Annotated in this window: 5 protein-coding genes; all 5 read left to right on the top strand. The window is 69.3% G+C overall.

Annotated features, from left to right (window positions below; all coding sequences use genetic code 11):
- Window positions 1–24 precede the first annotated feature (24 nt).
- Window positions 25–7434 (top strand): polyketide synthase, encoded by a 7410-nt coding sequence (locus CSC78_RS17070; RefSeq protein ID WP_202924212.1) that lies wholly within the window; start codon window positions 25–27, stop codon window positions 7432–7434.
- Window positions 7431–13976: a non-ribosomal peptide synthetase gene (locus tag CSC78_RS17075; RefSeq protein ID WP_162339068.1), complete on the top strand. Its 6546-nt coding sequence runs from the start codon at window positions 7431–7433 to the stop codon at window positions 13974–13976. The genes CSC78_RS17070 and CSC78_RS17075 overlap by 4 nt, the downstream gene beginning before the upstream one ends.
- Window positions 13976–14782: an alpha/beta hydrolase family protein gene (locus tag CSC78_RS17080; protein ID WP_162339069.1), complete on the top strand. Its 807-nt coding sequence runs from the start codon at window positions 13976–13978 to the stop codon at window positions 14780–14782. Before CSC78_RS17075 ends, CSC78_RS17080 begins: the two co-directional genes overlap by 1 nt.
- A 23-nt stretch (window positions 14783–14805) precedes the next feature.
- Window positions 14806–15636 carry an alpha/beta hydrolase family protein gene (locus CSC78_RS17085; protein WP_162339070.1) on the top strand — a complete coding sequence of 277 codons (831 nt, stop codon included), beginning with the start codon at window positions 14806–14808 and terminating at the stop codon, window positions 15634–15636.
- Between the two features lie 249 nt (window positions 15637–15885).
- Window positions 15886–16342, top strand: a 457-nt coding sequence (locus CSC78_RS17090) for a DUF1565 domain-containing protein (RefSeq protein WP_162339071.1), incomplete at its 3' end; no start/stop codon positions are given.

A 16342-nucleotide genomic window follows, 5' to 3' on the forward strand; every position in this document is an offset into this window, starting at 1 on the left:
GGACGGCTTCCAGGGGGCATCACGTTGAGCACTGCCAGCGACACCACCGAAGGCCATCGTCGATCGCAGGCCGCAACGCTGGAATGGCCATGGCGCGGCGAAGGGCAGGGTGCCGGCACGGAGGCGCGCGTCGCGCTGCCCGGTGCTCTTGTCCGCCTGGCACAGGCTTACGGCGTGGAAGCGCATCGTGTCGCCGTGGTCGCGTGGGCGGCGCTGGTGGCGCGCATGCGTGCGGAGTCTGCCACGAGCCTGAGGGTGGCCTGGGAGCCGACGTCGACCGCGCCCCAGGTGGCTTGGACACTGTCGCTGGACGACGGACTCGCGGACGCACTGGTCGGCCTGGCCGACGCCCTCCAGTCAGCGCTGTCGGCAGGGAGTGGAGATGCTGTTCCGTCCGCGGGCGACGACGTGCCGGCGGCCGGCTACGCGCGCGAGGCGGCCACCGCACCGGCCTGTGAACTGGTGCTGCGCCTGAGCGACGGCGATGCGACGCTGTACGACCGCGAGGGTGGATACACGGAAGGCCAGCTCAGTGGATGGCTGGCGTACTGGACGTGCCTGCTCGAATCGCTGCTGGATTCGCCGGACGTATCGCTTGCGCGCGCTGCGCTCGTGCCGCAGGCGATGGGTCGCGAGCTGCTCGAGTACGGGAATGGCACACGCCAGACGTTTCCCCGTGTGTCCGGTGTGCATCGCCTGTTCGAAGCGCAGGCCGCCGCCACGCCGGAAGCCATCGCCCTGGTCCAGGACGGACGCCGCCTGACGTATGCACAACTGGACGCACAGGCGAACCAGCTCGCGCGCCTGCTCAAGCAGCACGGCGTGGGCCCGGACGAACGCGTCGCGATCTACGTCGAGCGCGGCATCGACGTGGTGCTGGGCCTTCTCGCCGTGTTGAAGGCCGGCGGCGCCTACGTGCCGCTGGATCCGACGTATCCCGCCGAGCGCCTGTCGTACACCGTGTCCGACAGCAAGCCGCGCGTGCTGTTGACGATGTCCGGGATGGAGCAGGACGCCCGCGACGTACTGGGCGAACTGCCCGATCGCCTGGTCGTGGTCGACCTGCGCGATCCGTCGCCAGCGTGGGCCGCGCTGCCGACGCATGTGCTGGACGACGGCGAAGCCCGTGTCGAGGCCGGCCATCTGGCCTACGTGCTGTACACCTCCGGCTCCACCGGCAAGCCCAAGGGCGTGGCGATGCCGCATGGCCCGCTGGTCAACCTGATCCAGTGGCAGGTGCGCGAGCCGGGCAACGGCGTGCCACTGCGCACGCTGCAGTTCGCCGCGCTGGGGTTCGACGTGGCCTTCCAGGAAGTATTCGCCACGCTGTCCACCGGCGGTACGCTGCTCACGATCGACCAGGAGACCCGCATGAGCGCGGGCAAGCTGTTCGAGTTCATCGTCGGGCAGCGTGTCGAACGCATGTTCCTGCCGTACTTCGCCCTGCAGATGCTGGCCGAAGGGCTGGAGGGGCATCTCGCCGCACAGCCGGACGGCCACCGCCTCGACTGCGCGCTGCGCGAGGTCATCACCGCCGGCGAGCAGTTGCGTATCGAGCCGAAGATTGTGCGCTTCTTCGAGCAACTCCCCGGTTGCCGCCTGCACAACCACTACGGCCCCACCGAGACGCACGTGGTCACGGCGTTGACGCTGCCGGAAGATCCACGGTTATGGCCGCGGCTGCCCACGATCGGCGCGCCCATCGCCAACGCGCGCGTGTACGTGCTCGATGCGCAGAGACAACCGCTGCCGCATGGCGTGGTCGGCGAGCTGTACCTGGCCGGTCCGGTGGTCGCGCGCGGTTACCTGCAGCGCGACGACCTGACGGCCGAGCGCTTCCTGCGCGATCCGTTCGTCGATGCCGCCGACGCGCGCATGTACCGCACCGGCGACCTCGGACGCTGGCTGTCGGACGGCACGATCGACTATCTCGGGCGCCAGGATTTCCAGGTCAAGATCCGCGGCTTCCGCGTGGAGCTGGGCGAGATCGAAGCGCAGGTGATGGCGTTTCCCGGTGTGCGCGACGCCGGTGTGCTGGCGCGCGAGGACGTGCCGGGGCTGAAGCGCCTGGTCGCCTACCTGGCGCCGCAGGACCCGATGGCGCCGGTGGACGTCGAACGCCTGCGCCAGCATCTGGTCGGCGTGCTGCCGGACTACATGGTGCCGGCCGCCTATGTGCAGCTGGATACGCTGCCGCTGTCGCCGAACGGCAAGCTCGACCGGCAGAAGCTGCCGCGTCCGGGCCGCCAGCGACCGGCGTGGGCGGGCACCTACAGTGCGCCGCGGGACGCGACCGAAGCGGCGCTGTGCCGCATCTTCGCCGACATGCTGGATCTCGAAGACCTGGGACGGGACGACAACTTCTTCGACCTCGGCGGAACGTCGCTGCTGGCGGTCCGCATGCTGGAAGCGGCGCGGCGCGAGCGACTGGGTGATGTGCCGGCGATGGCGTTGTTCCGCGCGCCGACCCCCGCGCAACTGGCCGTCGCCATGGCCGGCGACCGCCGCGAGTCGCTGGACGCGTCGCGTCTTGCCGTACGCCATGCCACGCAGGCGCACGAGCCCATCGCCATCGTCGGCATGGCCGGGCGCTTCCCCGGTGCGGCCACGGTCGAGGCGTTCTGGGACAACCTCTGCGCCGGGCGCGACAGCATCATCCGGTTCGCGGCCGACGAGCTGGACGCCAGCGTCCCCGACGCGCTCCGCGCCGCGCCGGACTACGTCGCGGCGCGCGGCATCTTCGATGACGTCGACATGTTCGACGCTGCGTTCTTCGGCATTTCGCCGAAGGAAGCGGAGCTGATGGATCCGCAACAGCGCATCTTCCTGGAACTGTGCTGGGAATGCATCGAACGCGCCGGCCATGTGCCCGACGCGACCGAAGTGCCGGTGGGCGTGTTCGCCGGCATGTACAACGCCAGCTATTACCAGCGCAACGTGCTGGCCCATCCGGACCTGATCGACAAGCTCGGCGCGTTCCAGGTGATGCTGGGCAACGAGAAGGACTACATCGCCACGCGCGTGGCGCACAAGTTGAACCTCACCGGTCCGGCGATCAGCGTGCATACCGCATGTTCCACGTCGCTGGTGGCGATCAGTGAGGCCATCGACAGCCTGCGTGCCGGCCGCTGCGGCATGGCGCTGGCGGGCGGTATCGCGGTGACCTGCCCGGTGCGCAGCGGCCATGTCTACCAGGAAGGCGGCATGCTGTCGGCCGATGGTCATACGCGCAGCTTCGATGCCGAGGCCAGCGGCACGGTGTTCAGCGATGGCGCCGCCGTCGTCCTGCTGAAGCGCCTGTCCGACGCCATCGCCGATGGCAACCCGATCTACGCGGTGGTGCGTGGTGCTGCCGTCAACAACGATGGCGGGCAGAAGGCCAGTTTCACCGCACCGAGCAGCGAAGGGCAGGCCGCGGTGATCGCGATGGCGCACGCCGACGCCGGCGTGGAGGCGCGCAGCATCGGATACGTGGAAGCGCACGGTACCGCGACGCCCCTGGGCGATCCCATCGAGATCGAAGGGCTGACGCACGCCTTCCGCCAGAGCACCGACGACACGGGCTTCTGCGTGGTCGGCTCGGTGAAGAGCAATGTGGGCCACCTGCTGATGGCCGCCGGTGCGGCGGGCGTGATCAAGACGGCGTATGCGCTGCATCACGGCTGCCTGCCGCCGACCGCGCATTTCCGCCACGCCAACCCGGTGATCGATTTCGCGCGCACCCCGTTCCGCATAAGCCGTGAGCTGCAGCCGTGGGCCGCCGTTGAAGGCCGCCCGCGCCGCGCCGGCGTCAGCTCCTTCGGCGTGGGCGGCACCAACGCGCATGTGGTGATGGAAGAGGCGCCACCCCTGGCACCGTCCGACCACGCAGACAGCGCGCAGCTGCTGACGCTGTCCGCGCGTACCCCGGTCGCGCTGGTCGACGCGGTCGCCCGTCTGGCCGACCACCTTGAGTGCGACACCGACGCCAACCTCGCCGACGTGGCGTGGACGTTGGCGGTGGGTCGCAAGGCTTTCCCGCACCGCATTGCTGTGGCGGCGGAGACGCCGGCCGGGGCCGTCGCGCAGCTGCGAAGCGACTACATCGCCGCTTCCGCCACGAAGTCGCGCCCGGCCCAGGCGTGCGACGTGGTGTTCATGTTCCCCGGCCAGGGGTGCCAGTACGCCGGCATGGGCCGGGCGCTCTACACGCATGAGCCGGCGTTCCGCGAGGCGTTCGACGACTGCGCCCGCGTGCTCGATGTCGAACTGGCCCAGGATCTGCGCGCACTGGTGTTCGGCGACGATGCCGAGGCGCTGCTGCCGACGGCGATCATGCAGCCGGCGATCTTCAGCATCGAGTACTCCCTCGCACGCTGGTGGATGGCGCAAGGCGTCGTGCCGGCGGCGATGGTGGGACACAGCGTCGGCGAATTCGTCGCTGCGGCGCTGGCCGGTGTGTTCGCGCTGCCGGACGTGCTGCGCCTGGTGGCGCGCCGCGGTCGCCTGATGCAGGGGCAGCCGTCGGGGGCCATGCTGTCGGTGCGCCTGCCGCTGGACGCCTTGCTGGCACGGTTGCCCGGGACGCTTTCGCTGGCGGCCGAGAACGCGCCCGGCACCTGCGTGGTGGCCGGTCCGCATGAGGCGATCGCCGCCTTCCAGCAGCGGCTGGAAGGCGAGGGCGTCGCCTGCCGTGCGTTGAAGACCTCGCATGCCTTCCACTCGGGGATGATGGATGCGGTCGTACCGATGTTCCGCGCCGAGGTCGAAGCACTGGAGCGCCACGCGCCGTCGCTGCCCATCCTGTCCACCGCGACCGCGGATTGGCTGCAGGACGCGCAGGCCATGTCCCCGGACTACTGGGCGCGCCACCTGCGCGAACCGGTGCGCTTTTCCAGCGCCATCGCGCAGGTGCTCGACCGTCCGGGCCGCGTGCTGCTGGAGGTCGGACCACGCACCACGCTGGCGGTGCTGTCGCGGCAGCAGCCGCTGCTGCAGAAGCAGCGCATCGCGGCCGTTGCGTCGCTGGCGGACAACGCGGACGGCGAGCATGCCGCGCTGCTGGCTGCGTTCGGCCAGCTCTGGACGCACGGCGTCGACGTGCGGGCCGACCAGCTCGACCGCCGCACTCGCCGCCGGCGCGTTCGCCTGCCGACCTATCCGTTCGAGAAAAAACGTTACTGGGTGGAGCCGCAGTCCGCCGCGGCCATTGCCCTGGTTCCCCCGTCCGCTTCCGTCGCCCCCGCAATTCCGGAGTTTCCGATGTCCGCCAGCCCCGACACCGCTTCGCCTGCCGCCCCCGTCGATCGCCGTCCGCGCATCACGGCGCAGCTGAAGGAGGTCTTCGAGGACGTGGCCGGCTTCGACCTGTCGGATGCCGACGGCGATGCGAACTTCATCGAGCTGGGGCTGGACAGCCTGATGCTGACCCAGGTGGCCCTGCAGCTGCAGAAGACCTTCCCGGTGAAGATCACGTTCCGCCAGCTCATGGGCGAGTACGCCAGCCTCGACCGGCTGGCCCAGGGGCTGGATGCCCAGTTGCCGGCCGAGGCCGCGCCGGCTGCAGCGGTGTCCGCTGTCCCGTCGACGGCACCGGGCGTGGCGACAGCGCCGGTGATGCCGGTGTCGCTGCCGTCGGCGCCTGCCTTCGTCATGCCCGTACAGCCGCTGGCTCATGGGGATGCGTTGAGCTCCCTGATCGCGCAGCAGATGCAGTTGATGCAGCAACAGCTGGCGCTGCTGGCCGGTACGGCTTCGGCGACCTCCGCCGCCCTGCCGGCTGCCCCGGCACCGGTCGCCGCGACATCCGCCATCGTTGCCGCCACGCCGGTGATGGCATCGAACGCACCCGCGGCGCAGGCCACGAGCGTGCCGTCCGACGAGGAGGCGGCGCTCGCGCATACGCGCTACGACGTGAAGAAGGCTTTCGGCGCGATCGCGCGCATCGACGCCAACAGCGGCACCGAGCTGGACGCGCACCAGCGCGAGCGGCTGGACGGCTTCATCCGCCGCTATACCGCGCGTACGCCCAAGTCGAAGGCCTATACGCAGGAACATCGCCAGCACATGGCCGATCCGCGCGTGGTCACCGGCTTCCGTCCGCTGACCAAGGAGATCGTGTACCAGATCGTCGTCGAGCGCTCGAAGGGCTCGCACGTATGGGACATCGATGGCCACGAGTACGTGGATGCGCTGAACGGCTTCGGCACCAGCCTGTTCGGCTGGCAGCCGGACTTCGTGGTCGACGCGATCAAACAGCAGATCGACCAGGGCTACGAGATCGGACCGATGCATCCGCTGGCTGGCGAAGTGTCGAAGCTGGTCTGCGAACTTACCGGCCACGACCGCGCGGCGCTGTGCAACACCGGTTCCGAGGCGGTGCTGGGTGCGATGCGCATCGCGCGCACGGCGACCGGCCGCGAGACCATCGTGGTGTTCTCCGGTTCGTACCACGGCATCAACGACGAAGTGATCGTGCGTGGCACCAAGAAGCTGCGGGCCGTGCCCGCCGCCCCCGGTATCCTGCGCAACACCGCCGAGAAGGTACTGGTGCTGGACTACGGTACGCCGGAGACGCTGGAGATCATCCGCGAGCGTGCGCATGAGCTGGCCGCCGTACTGGTCGAACCGGTGCAGAGCCGTCGCCCCGACTTCCAGCCGGTCGAATTCCTGCAGGAAGTCCGCAGGATCACCGCAGAGGCGGGCGCGGTGCTGATCTTCGACGAAGTGATCACCGGCTTCCGCTCGCACCCGGGCGGCGCGCAGGCGCTGTTCGGCATCCGGGCCGACCTGTGCACCTACGGCAAGGTCGTCGGTGGCGGCTACCCGATCGGCGTGATGGCGGGCAAGCGCGAATTCATGGACGCGCTGGACGGCGGCTACTGGCAGTACGGCGACGATTCCGTTCCGCCGGCCGGCGTGACCTACTTCGCCGGCACGTTCGTGCGCCACCCGCTGACGCTCGCGGCCGCGAAGGCTTCGCTGCTGCACATGAAGGAACACGGGCCTGCGTTGCAGCAGCGTGTCAACGAGCGCACCGCCGCCATGGCGACGGAGTTGAACGCGTTCGCCACGGAGGTCGGCGCGCCGGTCCGCATCAGGCATTTCGCCTCGTTGTGGCGTACGCACTTCGAGGAAGACCATCCGCTGCAGGACCTGCTGTTCGCGATGATGCGCAGCCGCGGCATCCATATCCTCGACAACTTCCCGTGCTTCTTCACCACCGCGCACAGCGAGGCCGACTTCCAGGCCATCGCGCAGGCATGGAAGGAGGCGGTGCTTGAACTGCAGGAAGCCAGGCTGTTGCCGGGCGGCGAGGCGCCGTCAGGCAGGGAGATGGATGCCGGCAAGCCCGTTGTCCAGGGCGCTCGTCTGGGGCGCGATCCGGAAGGCCGGCCGGCGTGGTACGTGCCCAATCCGCAGTCGCCTGGCCGCTACATGAAGGTGGATGCGTGAACGACGTGCGGGCGATTCCACGCGGCACACCCGTGCCCGTCGACTACGACCCGTTCGCGGGCGGCGCCCTGACGCGCGTGGTGCCGACCACTGAACCGCAGCGCGAGGTCTGGCTCGCGTCCCAGTTGGGTGAAGACGCCTCGCTGGCCTACAACGAGTCGGTGTCCCTGCGGCTGCGCGGACCACTGGATGCCGGTCGGCTCCAGCGGGCATTGCAGGTGGTGGTGGAACGGCATGACGCCCTGCGCGCGAGTTTCGGGCCGGATGGCGAGACATTCTGCGTGCTGGAGCACGAGCCTTTGCTGTTGCCGTTCACCGACCTGTCCCGGCTTGCTGCCGGAGAGCGCGAGAAGCAACTCGCCGAGCGTCGCCGCGTCGGGGTGGAAACGCCGTTCGCATTGGAGCAGGGACGCCTGTTCCGCGCGGAGCTGCTGCAGACGGATGCGCAGGAGCACGTGCTGCTGATGCATGCGCACCACATCGTCTGCGATGGCTGGTCGTGGTGGGTGATCGTCCGCGAACTCGGGGCCGCCTACGCGGGCGACACCGACGGTGTCGCGGCGACACCGACCGACCGCTACGCCGACTACGCGCTGGCCGAAGCCCTGCATCCGGCGGGGCCGCAGTTCCGTGAGGACGAGGCCTACTGGCTGGCGCAGTTCGCCGGTTCGTTGCCGGTCCTGGAGCTGCCGACCGACCGTCCGCGCCCGGCGCGTCGCACCTTCGCGTCGCGGCGCGAGGATCATCTGCTGGATGCCGAGCTGGTGGCGGCGGTGCGTCGCCTCGGCGCGAAGCGGGGCGCCAGCCTCTTCGCGACGCTGCTGGGGGGGTTCGCCACGCTGATGTCGCGCATCGCGGGACAGGACGACGTGGTCGTCGGCATTCCCGCGGCAGGCCAGTCCATCGACGGGCACGACCATCTGGTCGGGCACTGCGTCAACCTGCTGCCGCTGCGCTTCGACCTGCAGGCCGGGCACGGCTTCACGCACGTGCTGGACAGCGCGCAGACGACCCTGCTGGATGCCATCGAGCACCAGCGGTACACCTTCGGCACGCTGCTGAAGAAGCTCCACGTCGCGCGAGATCCTGCCCGCCTGCCGCTGGTCAGCGTGATGTTCAACATCGACCAGGCACTGGATCAGGAAAAATCCGGTTTCCCTGGCCTGGCGCTGGATTTCACCACCAATGCGCGCGCGTGCGAGAACTTCGAGCTGTCCATCAATGCAGTGCAGGTGGACGGCATGCTGCGGCTGGAAACGCAGTACAACACCGACCTGTTCGATGCACGCACGGTGCGCCGCTGGTTGGCGGCGTTCGAGACCTTGCTGCGTGCGGCGACCGAGGCGCCGGACGAGCGCATCGGGCGGTTGCCGCTGGTGGATGCCGCGTCGCGCGCGGAGCTGTCGGCCCTGCAGCCGTCGCCCGTCGCGTTCGACCGCGAGTGCCGCATGCACGAGCATTTCGAGCGCCAGTGCGACCGCACGCCGGACCGTGCCGCGATCCGTGCCGACGATGGCGCGCTCAGCTATCGCCAGCTGGAGGCGCGCGCCAACCGCATCGCCCAATGGCTGCGGCGCCAGGGCGTGCATAAGGGGGCGCTGGTCGGCCTGGCGGTCGATCGCGGCGCCGACATGCTGGCCTCGTTGCTGGGCATCCTGAAGGCGGGTGCCGGCTACGTGCCGCTGGATCCGCAGTTCCCCGCCGATCGTCTGGCCTTCATGGCGGGCGATGCCGGTCTCGCTGCGCTGGTCACGCAGTCCCACCATGCGGCGCGCTTCGACCTGCGCGGCCGGCCGGTGCTGGCGCTGGATGCACTGGCCACCGAGCTGGCGTTGCTGCCGGACACGCGCCCCGGTCGCGATGCTGGCGCCGCCGATCCGGAGTCGGCGGCCTACGTCATCTATACGTCCGGTTCGACCGGCCGCCCGAAAGGCGTGCAGGTGCCGCATCGCGCGGTGTCCAACTTCATCACCGGCATGCAGGCCGAGCCCGGCCTGTCGGGCGACGACCGCCTGGTCGCGGTGACCACGCTCTCCTTCGATATCGCCGTGCTGGAGCTGTTGCTGCCGCTGAGCGTGGGCGCGGAAGTGGTTGTCGCCGGCAAGGACACGGTGATCGACGGTGCAGCGCTGGCGGCGCTGCTGGCCTCGTCCGGCGCCACCGCCATGCAGGCCACGCCGGCGAGCTGGCGCTTGCTGCTGGAAGCCGGCTGGACCGGCCGCGCCGGCTTCAAGGCGATGTGCGGCGGCGAACCGCTGCCACCGGACCTGGCGCAGGCCCTGCTGCAACGCTGCGGCGAACTGTGGAACCTCTACGGCCCCACCGAAACCACGGTGTGGTCCACGGTCATGCGCGTGCAGGCCGGGCAGGACGCGTTGCCCGACATCCATATCGGTCATCCGATCGCGAACACGCAGGTCTGGATCCTCGACGGGAACGGCCAGCCGTGTCCGCGCGGTGTGCCGGGCGAGATCTGCATCGGCGGCGAAGGCGTCACCTCGGGTTACCTGGCGCGCCCGGAACTGACCGCTGACCGCTTCCTGCCCGATGCGTTCGCCGACGCGGGCAGAGGCTTCGGCACCGGCATTCCCGCCCCGACGCTGTACCGCACCGGCGACCGCGGTCGTTGGCGCGCGGATGGCCAGCTCGAACATCTCGGTCGCCTGGACTTCCAGGTCAAGGTGCGCGGCTATCGCATCGAACTGGGCGAGATCGAGACCCAGTTGCTGACGCATCCGTCGCTGTCCCGCGCGGTGGCGATGGCGCGCGAAGACCGTCCCGGCGACGTGCGCCTGGTCGCGTACGTGGTAGCAGCAGCGTCGCCGGTGGACGATGCCGCCCTCGTCGCGCACCTGAAGCAGCGGCTGCCGGATTACATGGTGCCGCAGCATGTCGTGCGGTTGCCGGCGATTCCACTGCTGCCGAACGGCAAGGTGGACCGCAAGGCGCTGCCGGCACCCGTGGCAGCGCAACCGGCGGCTGCATCCGCGTCCGGCACGGCGCCGGCCACCGCGCGTCCGGCCGATGCCCTGCAGGCGCAGGTGCTGAAGGCCATGGAAGACGTCCTGGCGCGCCCGGGCCTGGGCATGGACGACGGATTTTTCGAGATGGGCGGGCATTCGCTGCTGGCCGCGCAGCTATGCGCTCGCCTGGGTCGTGCGCTTGAGGTGTCGGTGCCACTGCGGCAGCTGTTCGATACGCCCACCGCGCGCGGGCTGTCGGAGGCGCTGCGCGCACAGACCAGCGTGCCTTCGCAGGAGCGGGCCTCCGGCGTGCTGTCCATCCCGCGGCTCGACGATCGCACCCTCGCGCCGATGACGTTGATGCAGCAGCGGCTGTGGGTGCTGGAGCAGATCGAACCGGGCGCGGTAACCTACAACACGCCGTCGGCCCACCGTCTGCACGGCCCGATGGACGTACACGCGCTGGAGCGCGCCTTCCAGGAAATGGTCCGGCGGCAGGCATCGCTCCGCACGATCCTGGTGCCGCACGGCGAATCCGCCATGCAGAAGATCCTCGACGAGGTCGATGCGTCGCTGTTGCCCGCGACCGACCTTTCGCATCTCGCCGAACCGCAGCGCATGGACACGCTGATGGCCGAGCTGGAGGCACGGACCGCACAGCCTTTCGTGCTGGACCAGGGGCCTCTGTTCCGCGCGCGCCTGTACAAGCTCGCGGATGACGACCACGTCCTCTACTTCATGACCCATCACGCCATCTGGGACGGATGGTCGTTCGACATCTTCTACGCGGAAATGTCGGCGCTGTACGAGGCGTTCGTGGCCGGGAAGCCTTCGCCGTTGCCGGCACTGGACACGGACTACGGCGATTTCGCCGCCTGGCACCGGCAGCAGGTGGAAGGCGATGCCCTGAAGCGGCAGGTCGACTACTGGACCACGCACCTCGCCGGCAGCCTGGAACCGCTGCAACTGCCGGAGGACAAGCCCCGTCCCGCGAGGGCGAGCGGCGTGGGCGGCACCGGCTGGGTGCACGTCGACAGCACCACCACGAGTGCGCTGCGGAACGTCGGTGGACGCGTCGGCGCCACCCTGTTCATGACGCTGCTGGCCGCGTACTACGTGCTGCTGCACCGCCTGAGCGGGCAGGACGACGTGGTCGTCGGCATGCCGTTCCGCAACCGTCCCAGCGATGCGCTGGAGAAGGTGATGGGATTCTTCGTCAACGTATTGCCGCTGCGTCGACGGCTCGATCCTTCCATGCCGTTCCTGAGGCTGGTGGAAGAGGTCAAGGCAGGCCTGGTGGAAGCGCTGGACCATCCGGATGTGCCCTTCGAGCACCTGATGCAGGAGCTCAACGTGGCGCGGGACCCCAGCCGCTCGCCGATCTACCAGGCGCTGTTCTCGTTCCAGGACGTGCGGGCGCGCCAGTTGCAGTGGGGCGACCTGCGCCACGAGCACCTGCTGATGTTCCAGAAGGGCGCAGGGCAGGACCTGGGCATCTGGTTCCTGGAGCATCCGCAGGGATTGTCGGGCGCCATGGGCTACAACGCGGACGTCTTCAGCGACGGCGCGGCGGCGGCGATCGGCGAGCGCTTCCAGGCACTGCTGACAGCGTTGGCCGAGCGCCCGGAGCAGGCAATCGGCGACGCCGCGCTGCTGTCGCCGCAGGACGCTGCGCAGCTGCGCGAATGGAATGCCACCCGGCAAGCGCTGCCGGCCGAGGGCACCGCGCATGCCTTGCTGCAGGCACAGGCCTTGCGCAGCCCCGACCGCACCGCCGTGCGCAGTGGCGAGCACGCGCTGAGTTATGCGCAACTCGCCGCGCGCAGCGAGCGCATCGCCTGCGCGCTGTCGCAGCGTGGCGTGGTGGCGGGCGATCGCGTCGGCATCTGCCTGGACCGACATGCGGACCTGCTGGCGACGATGATCGCGGTCTGGCGTGCCGGTGCGGCCTACGTGCCGCTGGATCCTGCGTATCCACCGGACCGGCTGCGCTTCATGGCCGAGGACGCGGATCTGCGCCTGATCGTCAGCGAAGGCCAACTGGCCGGACCGCTGCAATGGCCGCAGGAAAAGCTGTTGCGCATCGATGCCGACGCCGCAGCGATCGAGGCGGCGCCCGTCGTCGAGGCGATCGGCAACGCCTCGCTGGGCGACGCGGACTCGGTCGCCTATGTCATCTACACCTCTGGTTCCACCGGCAAACCCAAGGGGGTCTGCGTACCGCACGGCGCCGTGGTCAACTTCCTGGCGAGCATGGCGCGCGAGCCCGGCCTGCAGGCCGACGACCGCCTGCTGGCGGTGACCACCACGTCGTTCGACATTGCGGTGCTCGAGCTGTTCCTGCCGCTCGCGGTTGGCGCCGAAGTGGTGATCGCGTCCCGCGAGGACGCGCTCGATGGCGCGGCGCTGGCGGCGCTGATCGATGCACGCGGTATCACCGCCATGCAGGCGACGCCGTCGAGCTGGCGGCTGCTGCTCGAGGCGGGCTGGACCGGCGCGAGCCCGTTCAAGGCGCTGTGCGGTGGTGAGCCGCTGCCGCAGGATCTCGCGACGGCGCTGCTGTCGCGCTGTTCGGCGCTGTGGAACATGTACGGGCCGACCGAGACGACCGTCTGGTCGACCTGTGCACGCGTCGAAACGACGGCGACGGCCAGTCCTGACCTCCATATCGGCAGGCCCATTGCCAACACCTCCGTGTGGATCGTCGATGCGCGTGGGCAGCTGTGCCCGCCCGGCGTGGTGGGCGAGCTGTGCATCGGCGGCCTGGGCGTCACCCAGGGCTATCTGGGACGCCCCGAGCTGACCGCGGAGAAGTTCGTCGCCGACCGCTATTCCTCGGAGCTGTCGCCGCGCGGCACGTTCTACCGGACCGGCGATCGCGCGCGCTGGCGCAGCGACGGTGTGCTGGAACACCTGGGTCGCCTCGACCACCAGGTCAAGATCCGCGGCTACCGCATCGAGCTGGGCGAGATCGAAGCACGCCTGGCCGACGATCCGTCGGTCGCGCGAGCGCTGGCCATCGTCCGCGAGGATCGGCCCGGCGACGTCCGGCTGGTCGCCTACGTGGTGGCGGCAACGGGTCAGCGCATCGATGCGGCCGCGTTGCTGGCCGGCCTGCGCGCCGTCTTGCCGGGCTACATGGTGCCGCAGCACCTGGTGACGTTGCCGGCGATCCCGCTGCTGCCCAATGGCAAGGTCGACCGCAACGCGCTGCCACTGCCGGCCGCACCGGTCGCCGTCGCGACGCCGGTGGCGGCGGCTCCCGCTCCGACGACGGGCGAAGAAGATCCGCGCGTCTCCTACATGGTGCTGGTGTGGTCGGACATCCTGGCGATGCCGGCGTCGGCGCAGGACAATTTCTTCGATCTCGGCGGACACTCGATGCTGGCCGTGCAGATGGCCAACCGGGTGGCGCGCGATACCGGCTTCCGGATCAAGCTCATGCCGCTGGCCACACAGACGCTGGAACAGATCGCGATGACGTTGCCCGCACCCCAGGTGTCGGGCGCGCGCGGCAAGACCGGCTGGGGACGCAGTATGCTGCGCGGCATCGCCCGTCTCTTCGGTGGCTCGCGCTGATGCTGCAACCGCTGTATTTCGGTCCACCGCAACGGACCCTGTTCGGTATCCGGCACGTGCCCGCCGACGGCACGTCGGTGATCGGCGCGATGACCGTCGCGCCGCCGCTGCTGCAGGAAGGCATTTCCACCCAACGCGCGCTCTGGCAGCTGTGCGAGCAACTCGGCACCGCCGGCGTCGCGTCGCTGCGCTTCGACTGGTATGGCAACGGCGATGCGGGCGGCAGCGCGCACCAGATGACCGTGGACGGGCTGGCGCAGGACGCCGCCGCTGCGATGGCGTGGTCGCAGGCGCAGGCGCAGGGACGTGCCCGTACGTTGTGCCTGCGCAGTGGCGCGCTCGGCGTGCTGCTGGCAGCCTCGCGTGCCGGCACGCCGGTCGATCTGGTGTTGTGGGAGCCGGTGCTGGACGGCGCGGCGATGTGCGACGACTGGGAGCGCATGCATCGTGCGCAGGTCGACGACGTCGGCCGTTACCCGTTCGCGGCGCCTGCGATGGACGAGGACGAACGGCTGGGCTTCGACTTGGACGCGGCGTTCCTGCACGCACTCCAGGCCACCGACGCGCGCGACCTTGCATTGCCTCCCGGCAGTCGGGTGCTGGTGACGGGGTGGACGCTGTCGCCGGCGACGCAGGCGTGGATCGAGCGGCGCGTCGCCGAGGGTGTGCGTGCGGAATGGTGGCCGCTGGAGACCGGCGACGCCCCGGACTGGAACGATCCCGCGCAGTTCGAGAACCAGGTGTTCCCCCGCCGTGGCGTGGCCAAACTGGCGGGCCGTCTGGCCGAGGCAGGCGAGTGGGGATGATGGTGTCGCATTCAGGGGAAAACATGCTGCAGGAAGGGGGCATCATCGAGACGGCGCACGTCTTCGGCGAGAGTCTGGTCGGCGTGCTGTCGCGGCCGCGCCAGATCGCGGAGGGGCGGCCGGCGGTGATCCTGCTCAATGCCGGGCTCGTGCAGCGTTCTGGTCCATTCCGTGTCTATGCGCAACTCGCGCGTGCGTTGGCCAGCTGCGGCTTCGTGGTGCTGCGCTTCGACCTGTCCGGGCGTGGCGACAGCGCCAACGCGGTTGGCGCAAGTCCCGGACCCGTGTTGAAGCAGCAGGAAGCGGATGCGGCCATGCAGCTGGTCACCGGGCTGACGGGTGTCGACCGCTTCGTCCTGTCCGGCATCTGCTCGGGTGCGGACGACGCATTCAGGCTTGCCGATGGCAACGCGCGCGTGGCGGGTATCGTGCTGCTGGATGGCTATGCCTACCGCACGACCGGCTACAAGATCCGCCGCTACGGGCCAGGCCTGCTCGACGCGGGCAAGGTGATGCGCAGGGTAGGGCGCCTGTTCAAGCGCGACGAAGACGGTGAGCACGCGCTGGACGAAGGGGATTTCCGCGATTTCCCGTCGCCCGACGAAGCGGTCGCGCGGCTGCAGCGCCTGTCCGCCCGTGATGCGCGCGTGCTGCTGGTCTACACCGGCGGCGCGTTCCGCTATTTCAACCATGCGCGCCAGGCGCGTGAATGTTTCGGCGTGGCCATGGACGCGCCGCAGGTCAGCCTGGAGTACTGGCCGGACTGCGACCACACCTTCTTCCAGCGCAAGGATCGGCTGCGGCTCAACACGCGTTTTTCGGCGTGGATGCGCGCGCAGTTTCCGGCCACCTGATCGCGGTCGCCGGCGCGCGCAGGCCCTCTCTCCGCACCGCCTCCCCGAAGGTCCGTTCGTCGGGTGCACGTACGTGCGCGTTCAAAAACGATGAACGCAACACAATCCGGCCACCCCCTGTCATGTGCAACCTCAGTCTAGCGTGTTAGACTCCCCTCCGAAATCGATCATAAATGATTGATTTTGAATGATTTTTCAAAAATGGTCACGGCGCAACAGGGGGCGCTGTCACGCTTTAACGGAGCTTTCATGGCTATCGCCCCCCTGCGTCCCCGTTCCCTGTTCCCGGTCCTTCTGTTGTCCGCCGGTCTTTGCGTGAGTGTCCCCGCGCTGTCGGCGGAGTACTTCGTCTCGACGTCGGGCAACGACAGCAGCGGCAGCGGCACGCTGCAGAACCCCTACCGCACGGTCAAGCGCGCGATCAGCGCCGGCCGTGCCGGCGACACCATCACCCTGCGCGCCCCGGCCAACAACCGCACCTACAACGAGTGCGATGTACGCCTGCGGCAGAAGATGACGCTGCAGACCTACGCCGGCGAAGGCAAGGCGCGCATCCACTGCGCGATCACCACGGCCGATACGGTGACCATCCAGATCGACCCGGCGGCCTCGGGCAGCCGGCTGTCGAACCTGGAGATCAGCGGCGGCTACTACTACGGGATCATGCTGCAGACCAACTGGTACCAGGGCGGTCCTGCCACCGATA

It is taken from the genome of Pseudoxanthomonas japonensis (genome assembly GCF_010093445.1).
Lineage (GTDB): Bacteria > Pseudomonadota > Gammaproteobacteria > Xanthomonadales > Xanthomonadaceae > Pseudoxanthomonas_A > Pseudoxanthomonas_A japonensis.